This is a genomic window from Paenibacillus sp. BIC5C1 (assembly GCF_032399705.1).
Classification (GTDB): domain Bacteria; phylum Bacillota; class Bacilli; order Paenibacillales; family Paenibacillaceae; genus Paenibacillus; species Paenibacillus taichungensis_A.
On the sequence record NZ_CP135922.1, the window covers coordinates 702,777 to 717,605 of the forward strand.

Consider the following 14,829-nt stretch of genomic DNA (forward strand, 5'->3'; position numbering starts at 1 on the left):
TATATTATCATGAAAAAAGTGAATCGTTGGGTGAAATTGTCGGTATTGTCGGGTACGTTGGTCGCTGGATTGTTGGGAGCTTCGCAAGCAACTTACGCGGATAGCTACAGCAATAACAGCAGCGGAAATCTGGATCTGAATGCAGGTTTGCGACTGGAGCTGGGATCTCTTCTGTCAGGACACCGTGACGCAGATTACGGCAGCAATGGCAGCTACGGAAGCTCGTCCAGTGCATCTGGAGCATTGAATCTGGATGTTGGTTTGAATGCCGGCCTATCCTCTGAGAATACGAACAAAAACCGTTACAATGATCGTTCTTCCGATTATACTGCTGAACACAGCAGTTCTGGTAACCTGGGCCTTGGGCTCAATGCCAATGTATCGGGAGAAGGTACAACGATGAGCGACTATTCACGAAGCGGTGAGCATCGTAACAACAGCAGCAACTATGCGAGCGAAAGCCGCGGCGCGCTGGATCTGGGCCTGAATGTTAAAGCCGAAGGTGAGAGTGCAACAATGGCTCAAACTGAACGCAACAACAGCGTGAAAGGTGATCGTGATCGTAACAACAGCAGCAGCTATGCGAGCGAAAGCCGCGGCGCGCTGGATCTGGGCCTGAACGCTAAAGCGGAAGGTGAGAGTGCTGCAATGGCTCAAACCGAACGCAACAACAGCGTGAAGGGTGATCGTGATCGTACCGAGAGCAGCAGCTATGCAAGTGAAAGCCGTGGCGCGCTGGACCTGAGTCTGAACGCGAAGGCCGAAGGTGAGAGCGCCACATGGGCTCAAACTGAACGCAACAATAGCGTGAAAGGTGATCGTGATCGAAACGAAAACAGCAGCTATGCAAGTGAAAGCCGCGGCGCGCTTGACCTGGGCCTGAATGCTAAAGCCGAAGGTGAGAGTGCAACAATGGCTCAAACTGAACGCAACAACAGCGTGAAGGGTGATCGTAATCGTACCGAGAGCAGCAGCTATGCGAGCGAAAGCCGCGGCGCGCTGGATCTGGGTCTGAACGCGAAAGCGGAAGGTGAGAGTGCAACAATGGCTCAAACTGAACGCAACAACAGCGTGAAGGGCGATCGTGATCGAACCGATAGCAGCAGCTATGGGAGCGAAAGCCGTGGCGCGCTGGTTCTGGGTCTGAACGCGAAAGCGGAAGGTGAGAGTGCGACAATGGCTCAAACTGAACGCAACAATAGCATGAAAGGTGATCGTGATCGTACCGAAAGCAGCAGCTATGCGAGCGAAAGCCGCGGGGCACTGGATCTGGGTCTGAATGTAAATGCAGATGCAGAAAGCGAAACTTCAACTGTGGTGGAGTCAAATCGGTAGTATGAGATTTTCACTGTAACATAAAGAAGCAGGGGTTCCGGAACCCCTGCTTTTTTCATTTTACTGGAACAAGCAACATAAATTTTTCAAATTTCGAATTTATGTAGAGAGGATAAAGTGTTAGTATAGCTATGCCTTTATCCTTGGATTTTCTTCTTTGAAAAAGAGAATGAAAAAAATCTGGAGATAACAGCAATCGGAAGATTGTTCTGGCATTAAAATGATCAAACAATTCCTCACGAACTCGATTACAATATCATTAAAGATCCGAACAAGCACCTGACAGGACAGGGAGTGAATGATATGGAAAACGAAGATACATCCGCACAGGAGTCCATATTGGACGTACATATTACGGAAGCAGGATATGAGGCGGGGCAATCCACGATTAGGAACATCCGATTACAGGTGGCGCCGGGGGAACTGGTGGGTATTATCGGACCGAATGGTGCTGGCAAAAGCACTACTATCAAAACATTACTTGGTCTGCTTGAACATGCAAAGTATGAAGTAACCATTGGGGGAGACGGACGTTATGCCTATATCCCGGAACAACCTGTTTTTTACGAATATATGACCCTGTGGGAACATCTCGATCTGGCAGCTGCCGCCTATGAAATGGAGGAAGAGGTCTTTGTTGCCAGGGCGGAGGAGATGTTGGTTCGTTTCGGCATGGACCACGTTCGTAATGATCTTCCGGCCAGTTTCTCCAAGGGAATGCGGCAGAAAATGATGCTGATGATCGGCTTCCTGTCCTCGCCGGATGTATATATTGTGGACGAGCCTTTCATCGGGCTGGACCCGAGAGCAACCAAGGATTTTCTAAAGTTGCTGGACGATGAGCGCCGCCGTGGTGCGGGTGTTCTTATGTCAACGCATGTACTGGATACCGCTGAGCGAATCTGTGATCGGTTTATACTCATCCATTCCGGGCGCTCAGCTGCTGAAGGAACACTGGACGAAATACGAGCAGCCGCAGATTTGCCGGATGCCTCGTTGTTTGATTGTTTTGACACTCTGACATCCTAATCGGGAAGGGGGGGAAAGATGGAGACCTCTCGAGCATCCAAGCCACTTGGTTTATATAGACGCAGACGCAAGGAGCACTTCAATGAACAATTGAAAAACCTGAAACTGGTAGTAGACTGGACGGTATGGGTATATCTCCTTATTCCGGGTGTGCTGTATTTCAGCGGATGGTACGTGACTTTATGGTCCAAACCACTGCCAACATGGGCGACCGGATTAACGCTGCCTACACTGACAGGACTGATCGACATCATTATGCTTACAGGTGGAATTCTTATATTTGTAGAGGAAGCGGATGTGCTGTTCCTGAAATCAAGGTCGCTGTGGATGCGTACATTGATGAGACAGGGGATCTACCGGGCTTGCTTGATGCATCTGGGCAAAATGATTGCAATTACGGCGTTGACCTCACCACTATGGTCTCGTGTGTATGACATGTCGTTTATCCATATCGCACTAATAGCGATTTGGTTTGGCGCAGTAGCTTCATTCCAGGTCATTATTCTACATATGACGAAAGTACGTTATACCGGATGGAGACGCTGGATTCGCATGATCCCTTTAGCAGTTGTAATGGGCACTATCACGATTGGGGTAACATCATGGATGCATGAACACATCTGGACACTGCTTGCAGGTATTGTGGCCGCAATCCTTCTTCTAATTACGGTTGGCCGAATGAGGCTGGAGATGAAGGGAACCTTTGAGGGTGATGTACGTGAAGATTTACGAGAAAGGCTCAAGTTCACAGCCCTTTTACTGAGTCGATCTGTGAACAAGCCGAAAGCGCCGCGCACCCGGACGGTCATATTCCGCAAGCAGCGCAAGTTGCTGCGTCATCGAACCATCTCTAATCGGACAGCTGAGACGGCATTCAAAGCATTCTTTCGTAACTCCTCGACCATGAAATTGTACTTGCAGCTTGGCGGCCTTTCGATCGTTGCCGTTGCTTTACCACCTTTCCCGGTCAATGTAATCGTGTGTGGCTTGTTGGTCATCATGTTGAGTGTACTTTTTTATCGCTCCTGGGAGGTATTTGCAACCTCGGAGTACGTTCAGCTCGTATCCTATGATTCGGAGGCGTTAAATCGTGCAGGTCTGACCATGGTACGGATGTTGTTTGTTCCGTTGGGGATTTTAATGGGGTTTTCACTGGGAGCAGCTTGGCTAGGCTGGCTGGAAGGTATCGTCACGGCTGCGGCTGTCGTGGCATTCGGACTGTTCGTCCTGTCAATAACGGGCTGGATTCGGTACTTCCGATCCGCTTAGTTGATATTCTTCCTTGTACAGTAGCATATCAGATGAAGTAACTGACCATGCTATAGGAGACGGATCTTATGATTTTGAAGGTAAGGGATCAGCTCTCGCAAGGAGGAAAAAATCATGATGGACGATAGTGAACTTCAGGTGCACTTCGCAGACAATGCAGCACTGCTGGCGGCGCAGGCAACACTGGAGGAACTGGGGTATAAGCCATACCAGTCAGGACCGCTTGAATTGTACATTCCTACAGATCGCCAGGATACGCAATCTGCTGTGGAAATCGTACAGTCACACGGAGGAAGTGCGGTATTTCTCTCCGAAACAGATGGATTGGATCAGTTTCAGAATATATCCATTCCGGCTCATCTCGTAAATGAAGATTGGAATGAAGGTTATGCGAGCGGAATTCAGGAGAGCAATCCTGAACAGGAGATGTCTAACCGGGATGAAGATCCGACATTTGATGATTCAGTGGATGGTTTCTCGGGCAGTGTGAAGGCGTAAATACAACAGGGGCAACGATGCTGCTTGCCTAGTTGGTGACATTGATTCTGTATTGCATACATCTCAAAAAAACCTCGACACCCCCGCTATAGCGGGATGTCGAGGTTTTTTCATGCTTTTAATAACCTTACGTGATACTGAACGTGAATTGATCCATGAACAACCTATGTTCAAGTCATGAGCGAGCGTTTTTATACTCTGCTGCATGCATGCCAGCCGTGTACCCTGTAGAGAAGGCAGCGGTAATATTATAGCCTCCCGTGTAGCCGTGAATATCCAACACTTCACCGCAAAAGAATAGTCCTGGCAGCAGCTTGGATTCCATTGTTTTGGGGTATATTTCCTTTAAGTGGATTCCCCCGCCAGTAACAAAAGCTTCTTTGAGAGAACGAGTTCCATCTACGCGGAAGGTAAAGTCCTTCATTAACCCCACTAATGTATTTAACATACCTTTGGGGAAATGGTGGAAAGTGAGATCTTCGCTGATCTCTGCACGCTTCATCATCAATGGAATCATACGCTCAGGAACCCATGTTTTGAGTATGTTTTTGACAGCCTTTCGGGATTCTTGCTCCAGCACCTGCTGTACCTGGGCTTCCAAAGCACCGGGGGACAGATCAGGAAACAGATCAATACTCATCGTGACCTGAGGGTTCCCAGATTTCATTTGCACCTTGCGAATGAACTGGCTGCAACGAAGCGCGATCGGTCCTGATACACCGAAATGGGTGAAGATCATATCTCCACGATGGGAGATAACCGTTTTGCCTTTGGCATCTAGCACAGATAACCCGACATCCCGCAAGGACAAGCCTTGCAGTTCTTTGGATTGAATCCAGCTCTCACCAGACACAATGGGCACTTCCGTCGGATATAGCTCTGTAATCGTATGTCCAGCCGCTTCAGCCCAAGGGTAGCCATCTCCGGTTGATCCGGTTTGAGGGACTGACTTGCCCCCGGTGGCGATAATAACAGAGCGTGCAAGTACTGTTGTGCCAGAAGCTAACTTCACACCCTGCACGTGTTGACCGTTCTGAATTAATTCTTTAACCGGCTGTTTGGTGCGAATCTCTACCCCAAGGGAAACAATTTTGCCTACCAACGCATCAACGACCGTTTTGGCTTTATCGGTTACCGGGAACATTCTCCCGTTATCCTCCTCTTTCAGGGCAATACCGAGATTTTCAAAAAAACGCATAATTCCCTGATTGTCCAGATTCTGAAATGAACTATATAAAAAGCGTCCATTGCCCGGGATATGCCGGATTAGTTCATCCGTCTCCTTGGCATTGGTCACATTGCAGCGACCGCCGCCAGAGATCCCGAGTTTACGGCCGAGTTGGTCTCCTTTATCCAGCAGAAGCACTGAGGCTCCATGCTCGGCAGCGGCAACACAGGCCATGAGGCCCGCAGACCCACCACCAATTACAATGACATCATACATGCGTTATTACCCTCTTTTTTCATTGATTTTGTCTGTTTTCCGAAAACCCTGTCTACTCCTGCCTGTTTATGAAACAATACAAATGTATTAGCAGTTCTATTATGCTGTCTTAAGGGATATATTGTAATATACTGTCGCCTATGTTTTAATCAGAAATACATGAGGGAATGTGCAGGGCAGAGGAGGGAGATGGCATTGTGGTTGCTTTAAAGGACATTCTTTTACAAATACTGCTTGCAGGAGCTGCGGTATTTCTGATTCCATTATTGCATTTGGGGCTCTCCAGGCAAGCAGTCGCCAAGGCAGGATATCATAGGATGGTACAGACCAGTTTTGCCGCGACCAGTGTGGCGAGCATGTTGTTATGTCTGCTTTTTGCCCACTATGGGAACCCGGTATCAGTCCCTATCTCCTTGGGCATTGTGCCCCTGACGCTCGTCATATTGTATTGCAGGCCTCGCATAGGCCTAACGCTGTCTCTTCTCCAGATACTCTTCTATTTTCTCTTTGCGCATCCCTATAATCTGTACGAATTTCTACTTCAAACGGGCATCCTTCTCTATCCTATTGTATGGTTGTCAGCCAAACGATTCAAGCATTATACACGTTCACGCAAAATGGGAACAGTTACCGCCTTAATAACGGCCGAGCTGGTTGTGTCCAATGTATTGTATATTCCATTGATGGAAAGCCAACCAACATTCTCAATAGTAGAGTGGGTATTACTAGCGCTGGGATATACAATCGGTGCAGTTCTTGCTGGAAGTCTTAGTATGCTCTGGATTGAACAGATACAACATCACCGGGGGCTTGAGCAACATTTGTCAGAAGTTCATCACAGATACATAGCCGAAACGGAAAAGCTTAACCAAATTCTGAATGCTGTTCCTTTATCCATCGCAACCGTAGATAAAGAGGGGACCGTGCAGTTCGTCAACGATACGATGGAGCAAACGGCGCGGGATCAACTGCCTTGCACTACAACACCGGATTTGATTGGGCAACCTGCGAGTCAGTTTGTCGAACAAGCTCAGGCAGACAAGATGGAGAGCAGTATACGTAAAGCCATTGTTCATGGAGAAGTAAGTGGACTAACGGTGCGTTACGGTTCAAACGTATTTCAATCCAGGACCGTTCCCATCTACGCGTACTCAGCAGAACTGCCAAGAGAAGCTATCGGAGCCATGTTAATCATTCAGGATATTACTGAGCTTGAACTGCTGCGAAGTGAGCTCGATAATGTGGATCGCCTTAGTCTTGTAGGGCAAATGGCCGCAAGTATTACCCATGAGGTCAGAAACCCGATGGCGGTTGTGCGTGGTTTTCTTCAATTAATGCAGGAAAAGAGTCCGGAGTCCCTGGATCACTATTACCGGATCGTTCTGGAGGAGCTTGATCGGGCGAACAGCATTATTAATGATTTTCTGTCATTGGCTCAGAATCGAATTGCCGAGAAGGAAGAATCCCAGCTGCATGATATCATCCATGAACTAAGTCCTTTGTTATGGGCTGATGCCAATCTGCGAGGTCAGAGTATTGAATTTATGCTGGCTCACAATGTGCCGAAGCTTCATCTGAATTCAAAGGAAATTAAACAAGTGGTACTTAATCTGGCTCGTAATGGGATGGAAGCCATGAATGAAAAAGGGGTACTTACACTTGAGACTCGGTTGGTGGATGACACTGTAGAGCTGTGTGTGCGAGATACAGGCCCGGGAATACCTAGAGTGAAGCAGGAGAAGCTGTTCGAACCTTTTTTTACGACCAAGGCCAAAGGAACCGGACTGGGGTTATCCATGTGTCTGAGCATTGTCGAACGGCATAACGGAACTATTACCATCGAATCAGAGGAAGGGCAGGGTACAACTTTCAAGGTTGCATTTCAACGGTGAACTTCAAGCATGTTTTGCCAAGGAATGAGACATAATATTGAAGGAGAAGCCTTTCCGCAGGCGGTGTTTGAACCTTGCTTTCATTGATTAGGGATGTATAATAGGAATAGCACAAAAGCATTTAATTTTTTAAATAATAGAACTCACATGTTTAAGGAGTGAAACCGAATGTCTATGTCATTTGATCAATACATGAAAGATATGGTTCAACCGATGCGGGATGATCTGACTCGTTTGGGAATTCAGGAGTTGCGTACTCCAGAAGAAGTTGAAGCAAGTTTGCCGGATGCCAAAGGTACCGCTCTGGTTGTTATTAACTCGGTCTGCGGATGTGCCGCAGGTCAATGCCGCCCAGGTGTATCCCAAGCACTTCAGCATGATATTACACCAGACCACCTGTACACGGTATTTGCTGGTCAGGACAAAGAAGCTACAGCAAAAGCACGTGAATACTTTGCACCGTATCCACCATCTTCACCTTCCATCGCTCTGATGAAAGACGGAGAACTCGTTCACTTTATTGAGCGTCATCAAGTGGAAGATCGTTCTGCGGAGGAAATTGCGGCTGAGCTCACAAGTGTGTTTGACCGTTACTGCCGTTAATTAGCTCAAGCAACGCCCCGCCTTTCGGATGACCGATGCCGGGGCGTTTCATTTTGAGCAAATAGGGTTATTGAACCATTCGGACCTTTCAAAATGGACATCAAATTTCATTAATTTAGAAACGGGGTGTGTGAACGATGAGTTTGCAACAACAGATCATCGCTGAATTGAAGGTTAAACCAAGCATTAATGAAGAAGAGGAAGTGCGCAAGCGCGTAGACTTTCTCAAAACCTATGTGAAAAATGCCAATTCCAAAGGATTGCTAATCGCAATCAGTGGCGGAATTGACAGTGCTGTAGCTACGGCGCTTTGCAAAAAAGCAACGGACGAGCTTACAGTTGAAGAGAATAAGGAATACAAAACGCTGGGCGTATTCCAACCTTACGGTGAGCAATCGGACATCGACCATAGCTATGCTGTGGCCAAAGCCTATGACCTGAAGCATGTTGTGGAAACCAACATCGAAGATGCAGTTAACGAGATTGCACTGGAAGTGGAGCAAGGTTTCAAATCCATGGGCAGCCCGCGTCATATGACTCACCAAGGCAAAGGGAACGTAAAAGCGAGAACCCGTATGGTGATGCAATACGCTCTTTCCTTTGAGGAGAACCTGTTGGTTGTCGGAACAGACCATGCTTCTGAAGCCATCACGGGCTTTTACACTAAGTGGGGCGACGGCGCCGTGGACATTACACCACTGAGCAGCCTGAACAAACGTCAAGTGCGTCAGCTGGCTGCGTATTTGAACGTGCCACAGGCCATTTTGGACAAGGCTCCATCTGCAGGACTCTGGGAAGGTCAGACCGATGAAGATGAGCTGGGCATTTCGTATGAAGCGAACAGTGACTATTTGGAAGGCAAACAGATTGATCCGGCTGCACAGGAACGCCTTGAAGCATTCTACACGCGTACCCATCACAAACGTAATGCCATTCCTGGCATCTAATATGGATCGCAAGCATGCCATGATATGGACAATGCAAGCATCTGAACAGCAAAGAGTCACTGCATCAGGCAGCGACTCTTTTTGTTATGCTGATTATTTTATTTGTAGTAAGAACAAGAGAGCTAGTCGAGAAGAAGACGGGACTAGATATTCCAAATATCGATCTGGCGCAGTGTTTCGGTAATCGCCTGCTCGAGCTGCGGCGTCGATTCCTTGAATGGATGCACAGTATTAAAGGTATGATTTCCTCCAGGAATCTGGTGCCAGGGGATATCCGGGCGAACCTGAACCAGTGCGGCCGAGCCGTCCCGCAGCCGTGTGCCGTCCTCTGTTCCCTGAATAATTGCCACACGCAGAGGGGAAGAAGCCAAGCGATCAATGATGGCGTAACGATCCTTATGCTTGTCCAGGTCTTCCAGAATGGAAACGTCCAGAGGCATCTGCTGGCCGGTTCGCCCGTTCGTGACATGGCTGCGGCCATGTGTACGCATTTCTTCTTTTTGCTCAGAGGTAAAGAGATCCAAGTTGGTTACGCCGTTCCAGGAGAGTACGCCTGCAATCTGTTCGGGATGATCCAGTGCGTACACGAGGCTTACGCCTGCACCGCGGCTATGTCCAAGTAGGAATACCGGCAGTTGGTTAAGTTCTGGCTGTATGGACACATAATCAAACAACGTTGCCAAGTCGGCAAGCTCCCGGCTGTACGTATTGACTGCAAACTTTTCAAGTTCAGAAAATTGCTCCAGATCTTCTCCAACTCCGTTGTGAGAGAAATTGAAGGTCAGGACGTGATAGTTCTCGCTTAGCTGGGATGCAGCGTAGGGGAACATGCCCCAGTCTTTGAAGCCTTTGTAACCGTGAGCCAGGATAATGATTCCTTGAGCGGGTTGCCGTGCAGTAAATATATTTCCGCGAATGACGGCATCTTCGCTTGCAGGCAGTTCAAATGCTGTGGACATATCTTATTCCTCCTAAAGTTTCATCTATTGCTGATTCATATTTTAACATAATTGGTAATGAGGACGATGGTACTCGCATCCGTGCGCGCCTCCTGCTACAATAGAATACGTGTTCGGATAAGTTACGGATCAGTTGACCGAATGGAGATCGTTTACAGCATAAAAGGTTAAGCGGGTGAAGCGTTGATGATATATGGCATTGGAAACGACGTACTGGAGATTGGGCGTATGCGCAGGCTGTTGTCAGGTCAACACGCCGAAGCGTTTATGAAGCGGATTTTAACGCATGCAGAGCGAGAGATTGCGGATCATCGGGGAAAACGGATGGTCGAGTTTGTATCCGGCCGATTCGCAGCGAAGGAAGCGGTGTCCAAGGCGTTTGGCTGCGGCATTGGAAGCATGATGAGTTTTACCGACATTGAAGTGCTGCCTGATGCGAAAGGACGCCCCGTTGCCACACTTTCTGATGAAGCATGGGAACGACTGCAACTGCCATATGGCAAACAGTATGATATTCATTTGAGCATTACGCACCAGACGGAGCTGGCTGCGGCCTTTGCTATTGTAGAGCAGATGGGGAAGGCATTGCCTGAATCTGAATAGTAACAATGTGGGAGAACGTGTGAAGAACGTAAGCTTGGCAATAGGAGAGGACGGAAATATGGGTTTAATGGAACAGAAACGACATTTCAGCGTGAATTTGCTGGATTGGTATATGATCAACCGACGGGATTTGCCGTGGCGTCGCCATAACAATCCTTATTTCACATGGGTATCGGAAATTATGCTGCAACAGACTCGGGTGGATACGGTGATTCCGTATTTCAACCGTTTTATCGGGAATTTTCCGACTGTACAGGCTCTGGCTGAAGCACCGGAAGAAGAGGTCTTGAAAAATTGGGAGGGACTCGGATATTATTCGCGTGCCCGCAATCTTCAGGCAGCTGCCAGACAAGTCATGGAGCTGCACGGTGGGGAGATGCCGCAGGACAAGCAGGCAGTCTTTGCGTTAAAAGGGGTGGGCCCGTATACAGCCGGGGCCATTCTCAGCATTGCCTTCAACCAGCCGCAGCCAGCGGTGGATGGCAATGTGATGCGGGTCCTGTCCCGATACTTCCTCATTGATGAGGACATTATGAAGGGCAGCACCCGGGTGTTGATGGAAGAGCTCGCGGGAGAGCTCATTCCGGAAGGGCGTGCGCGTGATTTCAATCAGGCGCTGATGGAACTTGGCGCGCTGGTATGCACACCCAAAGCGCCGCACTGCCTGACTTGCCCGGTCATGGAGCAATGTTCCGGCCGCATCGCCGGACGGGAGCTCACACTGCCGGTCAAGACCAAGGCGAAGCCGCCGCGCCCTGAGCAGCGGCTGGTCGCCATTGTGGAGGGCCGCGGTGCTCATCGCGGCCGTGTGCTTGTGCGGCAGCGCCCAGCTACGGGCCTGTTGGCCCGCATGTGGGAGCTGCCGCATGTGCTGGCGGCGCCCGCCACAGCCGGCAAGAAGGCGGGGCCGCTGGCAGATGAGCCAGCCATGGCTTTGCTGGCCGGCAGTCTGTGGGCGGAAGGCTTCGCTGCCCGCCCGGAAGGGCTGGCTACCCATGCGGAGCATGTGTTCAGCCACATTGTCTGGAGCCTGCAGGTGTACAAGTGCACCGAGCAGGACCAGAGTAACGAGCTTCCGCTGATCGCTGCGGAAGCCAGAGCCGCCTACGATGCACAGGCGGCTGCCAAGGAAACCCCTGCGCCAGCCGCATCCGGTTCTCCCGCGGCACAAACACAAGCATCGGAGCCAGGCATCACCGATGCAGCCAATATCTCAGGCTCGCTTGAAGAGCAGGCCGAGCCGTTGTCAGCATTTGCCGCAAGTAACCCGGCGCATGATGTAATGAGTGGCAAAGGCGATGGCCTGATCTATCGCTGGATTGGTCCAGAAGATATGGACACCATGGCATTTCCGAATATATTCCTGAAGCTCATCAGCAGTTATTTTGCAGGGGTATATGACGATGTTAGTGAGTAATGGGCCCTTGCCATACCAATATTAAATCAACCAACGTGCAGCAAGCAAAAGCACACTAAAAAGAGCCTGATCCGGTCGCGTTGACCGAATCAGGCTCTTCAATTATGCTGGCAGTCTTATTTCGCTGCAGCGTAACGTTTGTTTACTTCGTCCCAGTTGATTACATTCCAGAAAGCACCGATGTAGTCAGGGCGTTTGTTTTGATATTTCAGGTAGTAAGCGTGCTCCCATACATCCAGACCCAGAACCGGAGTCAGACCTTCGAAGAGAGGGCTGTCTTGGTTAGGTGTGCTAGTGATGGACAATTTGCCATCTTTACCAACGACGAGCCAAGCCCAACCGGAACCGAAACGAGTTGTAGCTGCTTTTGCAAAATCTTCTTTGAATTTGTCAAAGCCACCCAGTTCGCTATCGATTGCTGCTGCGATGTCACCAGTAGGAGCGCCGCCGCCGTTAGGTCCGATGATTTCCCAGAACAGGCTGTGGTTAGCGTGTCCGCCGCCATTGTTGCGAACCGCTGTGCGGATACCTTCAGGTACGCTGTCAAGGTTAGCAATCAGATCTTCCAAGCTTTTACCTTGCAGTTCAGGAGCGCTTTCCAGAGCTGCGTTCAAGTTCGTTACGTAAGTATTGTGATGGCGATCGTGGTGGATTTCCATCGTTTGCGCATCAATATGTGGTTCCAGTGCGTCGTTAGCGTAAGGAAGTGCTGGTAATTGAAAAGTCATAGTGAAATACCTCCTGAGATTTTTGAATTTTTGTTAAGGTCAGCATTTTGCATAATTCATTTCGAATCGCTTCCGGGACAAGTTCTAGACGAATAGGTTCACTTCGATCTATATCTTGCTGAGTGAAAGACGCTCACAGGATTTATGCAAATTGCCCAGGTACCTATGTAATAATACCCTTGTCACTAATATTAAACCGCATTCGGGCTAATTAAGCAACATTTTTGTTTATTAAGTCCCCCCCAGACGTTAATCCATTCATGGGTCAGAGATAACAAACATATTTTACCCATTATGAAACTATTTATGTGATTTTAAGTGTTTAAATAGAGGAAAAGTTTAATATTCGGATGTAAACGGTTACAATTAAGCGCTTTCAAAAGAAAATGCGTGTTTTATGGCGTAAAGTATGGTTTAATTGACGAAGAAGCGGTATTTTCTCGTTTTTTGTCATTATATGAACATTGGGTTTTTGGTAAAAAGGGGAGCCCCTTTTTGTAAAACCTCATCTAAGCTAACGAAAAGGGAGATTTAAGACATGCACGTTCGTTCCTTTCAGTTGAGTGATGCAAGCCAGATGACAGAGCTTCTTCAGGTTGCACTATCGGAAGAGTGTTATGAGAACACGATGGGCCCGTTTGCCCGTCAATTGTCATGGGATTCTGACCTGATCATGGTTGCGGAAGAAGAGGGAGACCTCGTCGGCGCTTTGATCGGTACGATTGACCACAACCAGGGATGCATCTATCGTATTGCGGTCCATCCAGACTATCGTCGCCGCGGAGTCGGCAAAAAACTTGTCGAGGCCATGGAACAAAGGTTCCAGCAGCGTAAAGTCAGTCAAATATGGGTGGCGGGTGATGAGCACAACAAAGTAGCCATGCCTCTATATGAAGCAATGGGTTACGGTGCCAATCAGATTATGAGCGCTTTCCAGAAACTCAGTATCTTGTCCAAAGCTTAGTTTGTATGGTTAAAAAAGAAATATAACAGATTTTCATTTCATATTAGGCGTATCTTTCAGCGTGTAACAACGTGATGGATACGCCTTTCTATTTATATGGGTGTCATTCACCAATTATTCCCCTTTTTTCGCCACTTCTGAACCCCATTATATTTAACTAAATCCCTATTTTGACTGTTTTAATCTCGTTGTTATTCACCCTTTTAGTTGTGCTGGTGCTCATAACCAATTGTTTCACCTTTGCAAATGAAGTAGAATTAAAAGGATTATGATCATTCGATATTGGTAATATCAGAACATATAAACGTAGAACGCCAGCTTCCTGATATTTTAAGAAAAACGGTCACTATACGCGTTCTGTCTTCCTTGAAAGTACGTCGATTTACGTTTTTCTTCACAAAATGGATAAATGAGGTGTCTCTTTGAACTCCAATAATCTTTCAACGGAGCATGTGGCTTCCAAGGAACGAAATGGTCCGGGAGTGCCTGATCAACCGGGGAAATCCTGGGGTGCAGAGCTTTGGGACTGGGTGAAAACGATAGTGATTGCATTTGTAATCATGATGCTGTTGAACCTGTTTGTATTTAATCTTTCAATGGTCAAAGGTCAATCGATGCAGCCTACGCTGGTTGAGCGAGATCGTCTGTTTGTAAATAAAATTGTATATGATTTTGGAACGCCATCCCGATCAGATGTTATTGTGCTTCGTGATCCAAGCGAAGGTGTTGAGAAAAAAGATTTTCTGGTCAAACGGATTGTTGGGCTTCCCGGTGATACGGTTGAGGTACGTGATCATCATCTGTTCGTGAATGGGGAGCAGCAAGCGGAAACGTACACGGATACGGAGGTTCAGGACCCTGATTTTGGACCAATTACGCTGGAAGCGGATCATTACTTTGTGATGGGAGATAACCGTCATGAAGGCAAAAGCAAGGATAGCCGTGTGTTTGGCAGCGTTACATCCAGTGAAATTGTAGGTAGAGCGGAGTTTATTTTTTGGCCGTTCTCAGAAATTAAAAAACTGTAAAATGTTAGCAGGACAAGGACAACAACTTCACGCTGCATTTTGCGTTAAACGATATAGACTCGGTTTCTTTTTGCTCCGGTATGTCCGACTTGTATATCGAAATCAGCGCCTGT

Annotated in this window: 14 protein-coding genes; 11 read left to right on the top strand and 3 right to left on the bottom strand. The window is 48.1% G+C overall.

Annotation, left to right across the window (positions count from 1 at the left end; translation table 11 throughout):
- The first annotated feature begins 9 nt into the window (after nt 1-9).
- The 4 genes from RS891_RS03360 to RS891_RS03375 all read left to right on the top strand — a co-directional run bounded on the left by RS891_RS03360 (nt 10) and on the right by RS891_RS03375 (nt 4,131).
- The gene (locus RS891_RS03360) at nt 10-1,335 is read left to right on the top strand and encodes a hypothetical protein (protein ID WP_315794423.1); all 1,326 of its coding nucleotides are present in this window, start codon (nt 10-12) and stop codon (nt 1,333-1,335) included.
- Nucleotides 1,336-1,638: 303 nt separating this feature from the next.
- Nucleotides 1,639-2,364, top strand: coding sequence for an ABC transporter ATP-binding protein (locus RS891_RS03365; protein WP_113052182.1), 726 nt, complete (start codon nt 1,639-1,641; stop codon nt 2,362-2,364).
- Nucleotides 2,365-2,382: 18 nt separating this feature from the next.
- A complete protein-coding gene (locus tag RS891_RS03370) occupies nt 2,383-3,633 on the top strand; it encodes an ABC transporter permease (RefSeq protein ID WP_315794424.1) in 1,251 nt (416 codons plus the stop codon).
- 114 nt (nt 3,634-3,747) lie between these two features.
- Entirely contained in the window at nt 3,748-4,131 is a 384-nt protein-coding gene (locus RS891_RS03375) for a hypothetical protein (protein WP_113052184.1), read from the top strand.
- Nucleotides 4,132-4,306: 175 nt separating this feature from the next.
- Here the strand turns inward: RS891_RS03375 and RS891_RS03380 are convergent, their stop codons facing one another.
- Complete coding sequence (locus tag RS891_RS03380) at nt 4,307-5,575, bottom strand: BaiN/RdsA family NAD(P)/FAD-dependent oxidoreductase (RefSeq protein WP_113052185.1); 1,269 nt, start codon at nt 5,573-5,575, stop codon at nt 4,307-4,309.
- A gap of 197 nt (nt 5,576-5,772) precedes the next feature.
- On the opposite strand from RS891_RS03380, the gene RS891_RS03385 reads away from it, so the two are divergent.
- From RS891_RS03385 to nadE, 3 genes are all read left to right on the top strand, one after another.
- On the top strand, nt 5,773-7,467 hold the full coding sequence (locus tag RS891_RS03385) for a two-component system sensor histidine kinase NtrB (RefSeq protein WP_181586489.1): 1,695 nt from the start codon (nt 5,773-5,775) through the stop codon (nt 7,465-7,467).
- A 168-nt stretch (nt 7,468-7,635) separates the two neighbouring features.
- Nucleotides 7,636-8,070 (top strand): BrxA/BrxB family bacilliredoxin, encoded by a 435-nt coding sequence (locus tag RS891_RS03390; protein WP_053779648.1) that lies wholly within the window; start codon nt 7,636-7,638, stop codon nt 8,068-8,070.
- Between the two features lie 137 nt (nt 8,071-8,207).
- Nucleotides 8,208-9,017, top strand: coding sequence for an ammonia-dependent NAD(+) synthetase (gene nadE / locus RS891_RS03395; protein ID WP_315794425.1), 810 nt, complete (start codon nt 8,208-8,210; stop codon nt 9,015-9,017).
- 143 nt (nt 9,018-9,160) lie between these two features.
- On the opposite strand, the gene RS891_RS03400 is transcribed toward nadE, so the two are convergent.
- A complete protein-coding gene (locus RS891_RS03400) occupies nt 9,161-9,976 on the bottom strand; it encodes an alpha/beta hydrolase family protein (RefSeq protein ID WP_315794426.1) in 816 nt (271 codons plus the stop codon).
- Between the two features lie 186 nt (nt 9,977-10,162).
- On the opposite strand from RS891_RS03400, the gene acpS reads away from it, so the two are divergent.
- Nucleotides 10,163-10,579 carry a holo-ACP synthase gene (gene acpS, locus RS891_RS03405; protein WP_113052188.1) on the top strand — a complete coding sequence of 139 codons (417 nt, stop codon included), beginning with the start codon at nt 10,163-10,165 and terminating at the stop codon, nt 10,577-10,579.
- Between the two features lie 58 nt (nt 10,580-10,637).
- The gene (gene mutY, locus RS891_RS03410; protein ID WP_315796151.1) at nt 10,638-11,996 is read left to right on the top strand and encodes an A/G-specific adenine glycosylase; all 1,359 of its coding nucleotides are present in this window, start codon (nt 10,638-10,640) and stop codon (nt 11,994-11,996) included.
- A gap of 116 nt (nt 11,997-12,112) precedes the next feature.
- Here mutY and RS891_RS03415 read toward each other — a convergent pair whose 3' ends face one another.
- Nucleotides 12,113-12,724: a superoxide dismutase gene (locus RS891_RS03415; RefSeq protein WP_024632995.1), complete on the bottom strand. Its 612-nt coding sequence runs from the start codon at nt 12,722-12,724 to the stop codon at nt 12,113-12,115.
- 538 nt (nt 12,725-13,262) lie between these two features.
- On the opposite strand from RS891_RS03415, the gene RS891_RS03420 reads away from it, so the two are divergent.
- Complete coding sequence (locus RS891_RS03420) at nt 13,263-13,688, top strand: GNAT family N-acetyltransferase (RefSeq protein ID WP_024632996.1); 426 nt, start codon at nt 13,263-13,265, stop codon at nt 13,686-13,688.
- 422 nt (nt 13,689-14,110) lie between these two features.
- The gene (gene lepB / locus RS891_RS03425; RefSeq protein ID WP_315794427.1) at nt 14,111-14,716 is read left to right on the top strand and encodes a signal peptidase I; all 606 of its coding nucleotides are present in this window, start codon (nt 14,111-14,113) and stop codon (nt 14,714-14,716) included.
- The last annotated feature ends 113 nt before the right edge of the window (nt 14,717-14,829 follow it).

What these genes read in the sequence shown, in the direction of transcription:
- mutY (WP_315796151.1), top strand. Translation starts at nt 10,638, where the DNA reads ATGGGTTTAATGGAACAGAAACGACATTTCAGCGTGAATTTGCTGGAT.
- RS891_RS03390 (WP_053779648.1), top strand. Translation starts at nt 7,636, where the DNA reads ATGTCTATGTCATTTGATCAATACATGAAAGATATGGTTCAACCGATG.
- RS891_RS03380 (WP_113052185.1), bottom strand. Translation starts at nt 5,575, where the DNA reads ATGTATGATGTCATTGTAATTGGTGGTGGGTCTGCGGGCCTCATGGCC.
- acpS (WP_113052188.1), top strand. Translation starts at nt 10,163, where the DNA reads ATGATATATGGCATTGGAAACGACGTACTGGAGATTGGGCGTATGCGC.
- RS891_RS03400 (WP_315794426.1), bottom strand. Translation starts at nt 9,976, where the DNA reads ATGTCCACAGCATTTGAACTGCCTGCAAGCGAAGATGCCGTCATTCGC.
- RS891_RS03420 (WP_024632996.1), top strand. Translation starts at nt 13,263, where the DNA reads ATGCACGTTCGTTCCTTTCAGTTGAGTGATGCAAGCCAGATGACAGAG.
- RS891_RS03415 (WP_024632995.1), bottom strand. Translation starts at nt 12,724, where the DNA reads ATGACTTTTCAATTACCAGCACTTCCTTACGCTAACGACGCACTGGAA.
- RS891_RS03360 (WP_315794423.1), top strand. Translation starts at nt 10, where the DNA reads ATGAAAAAAGTGAATCGTTGGGTGAAATTGTCGGTATTGTCGGGTACG.
- RS891_RS03375 (WP_113052184.1), top strand. Translation starts at nt 3,748, where the DNA reads ATGATGGACGATAGTGAACTTCAGGTGCACTTCGCAGACAATGCAGCA.
- nadE (WP_315794425.1), top strand. Translation starts at nt 8,208, where the DNA reads ATGAGTTTGCAACAACAGATCATCGCTGAATTGAAGGTTAAACCAAGC.
- RS891_RS03370 (WP_315794424.1), top strand. Translation starts at nt 2,383, where the DNA reads ATGGAGACCTCTCGAGCATCCAAGCCACTTGGTTTATATAGACGCAGA.
- RS891_RS03365 (WP_113052182.1), top strand. Translation starts at nt 1,639, where the DNA reads ATGGAAAACGAAGATACATCCGCACAGGAGTCCATATTGGACGTACAT.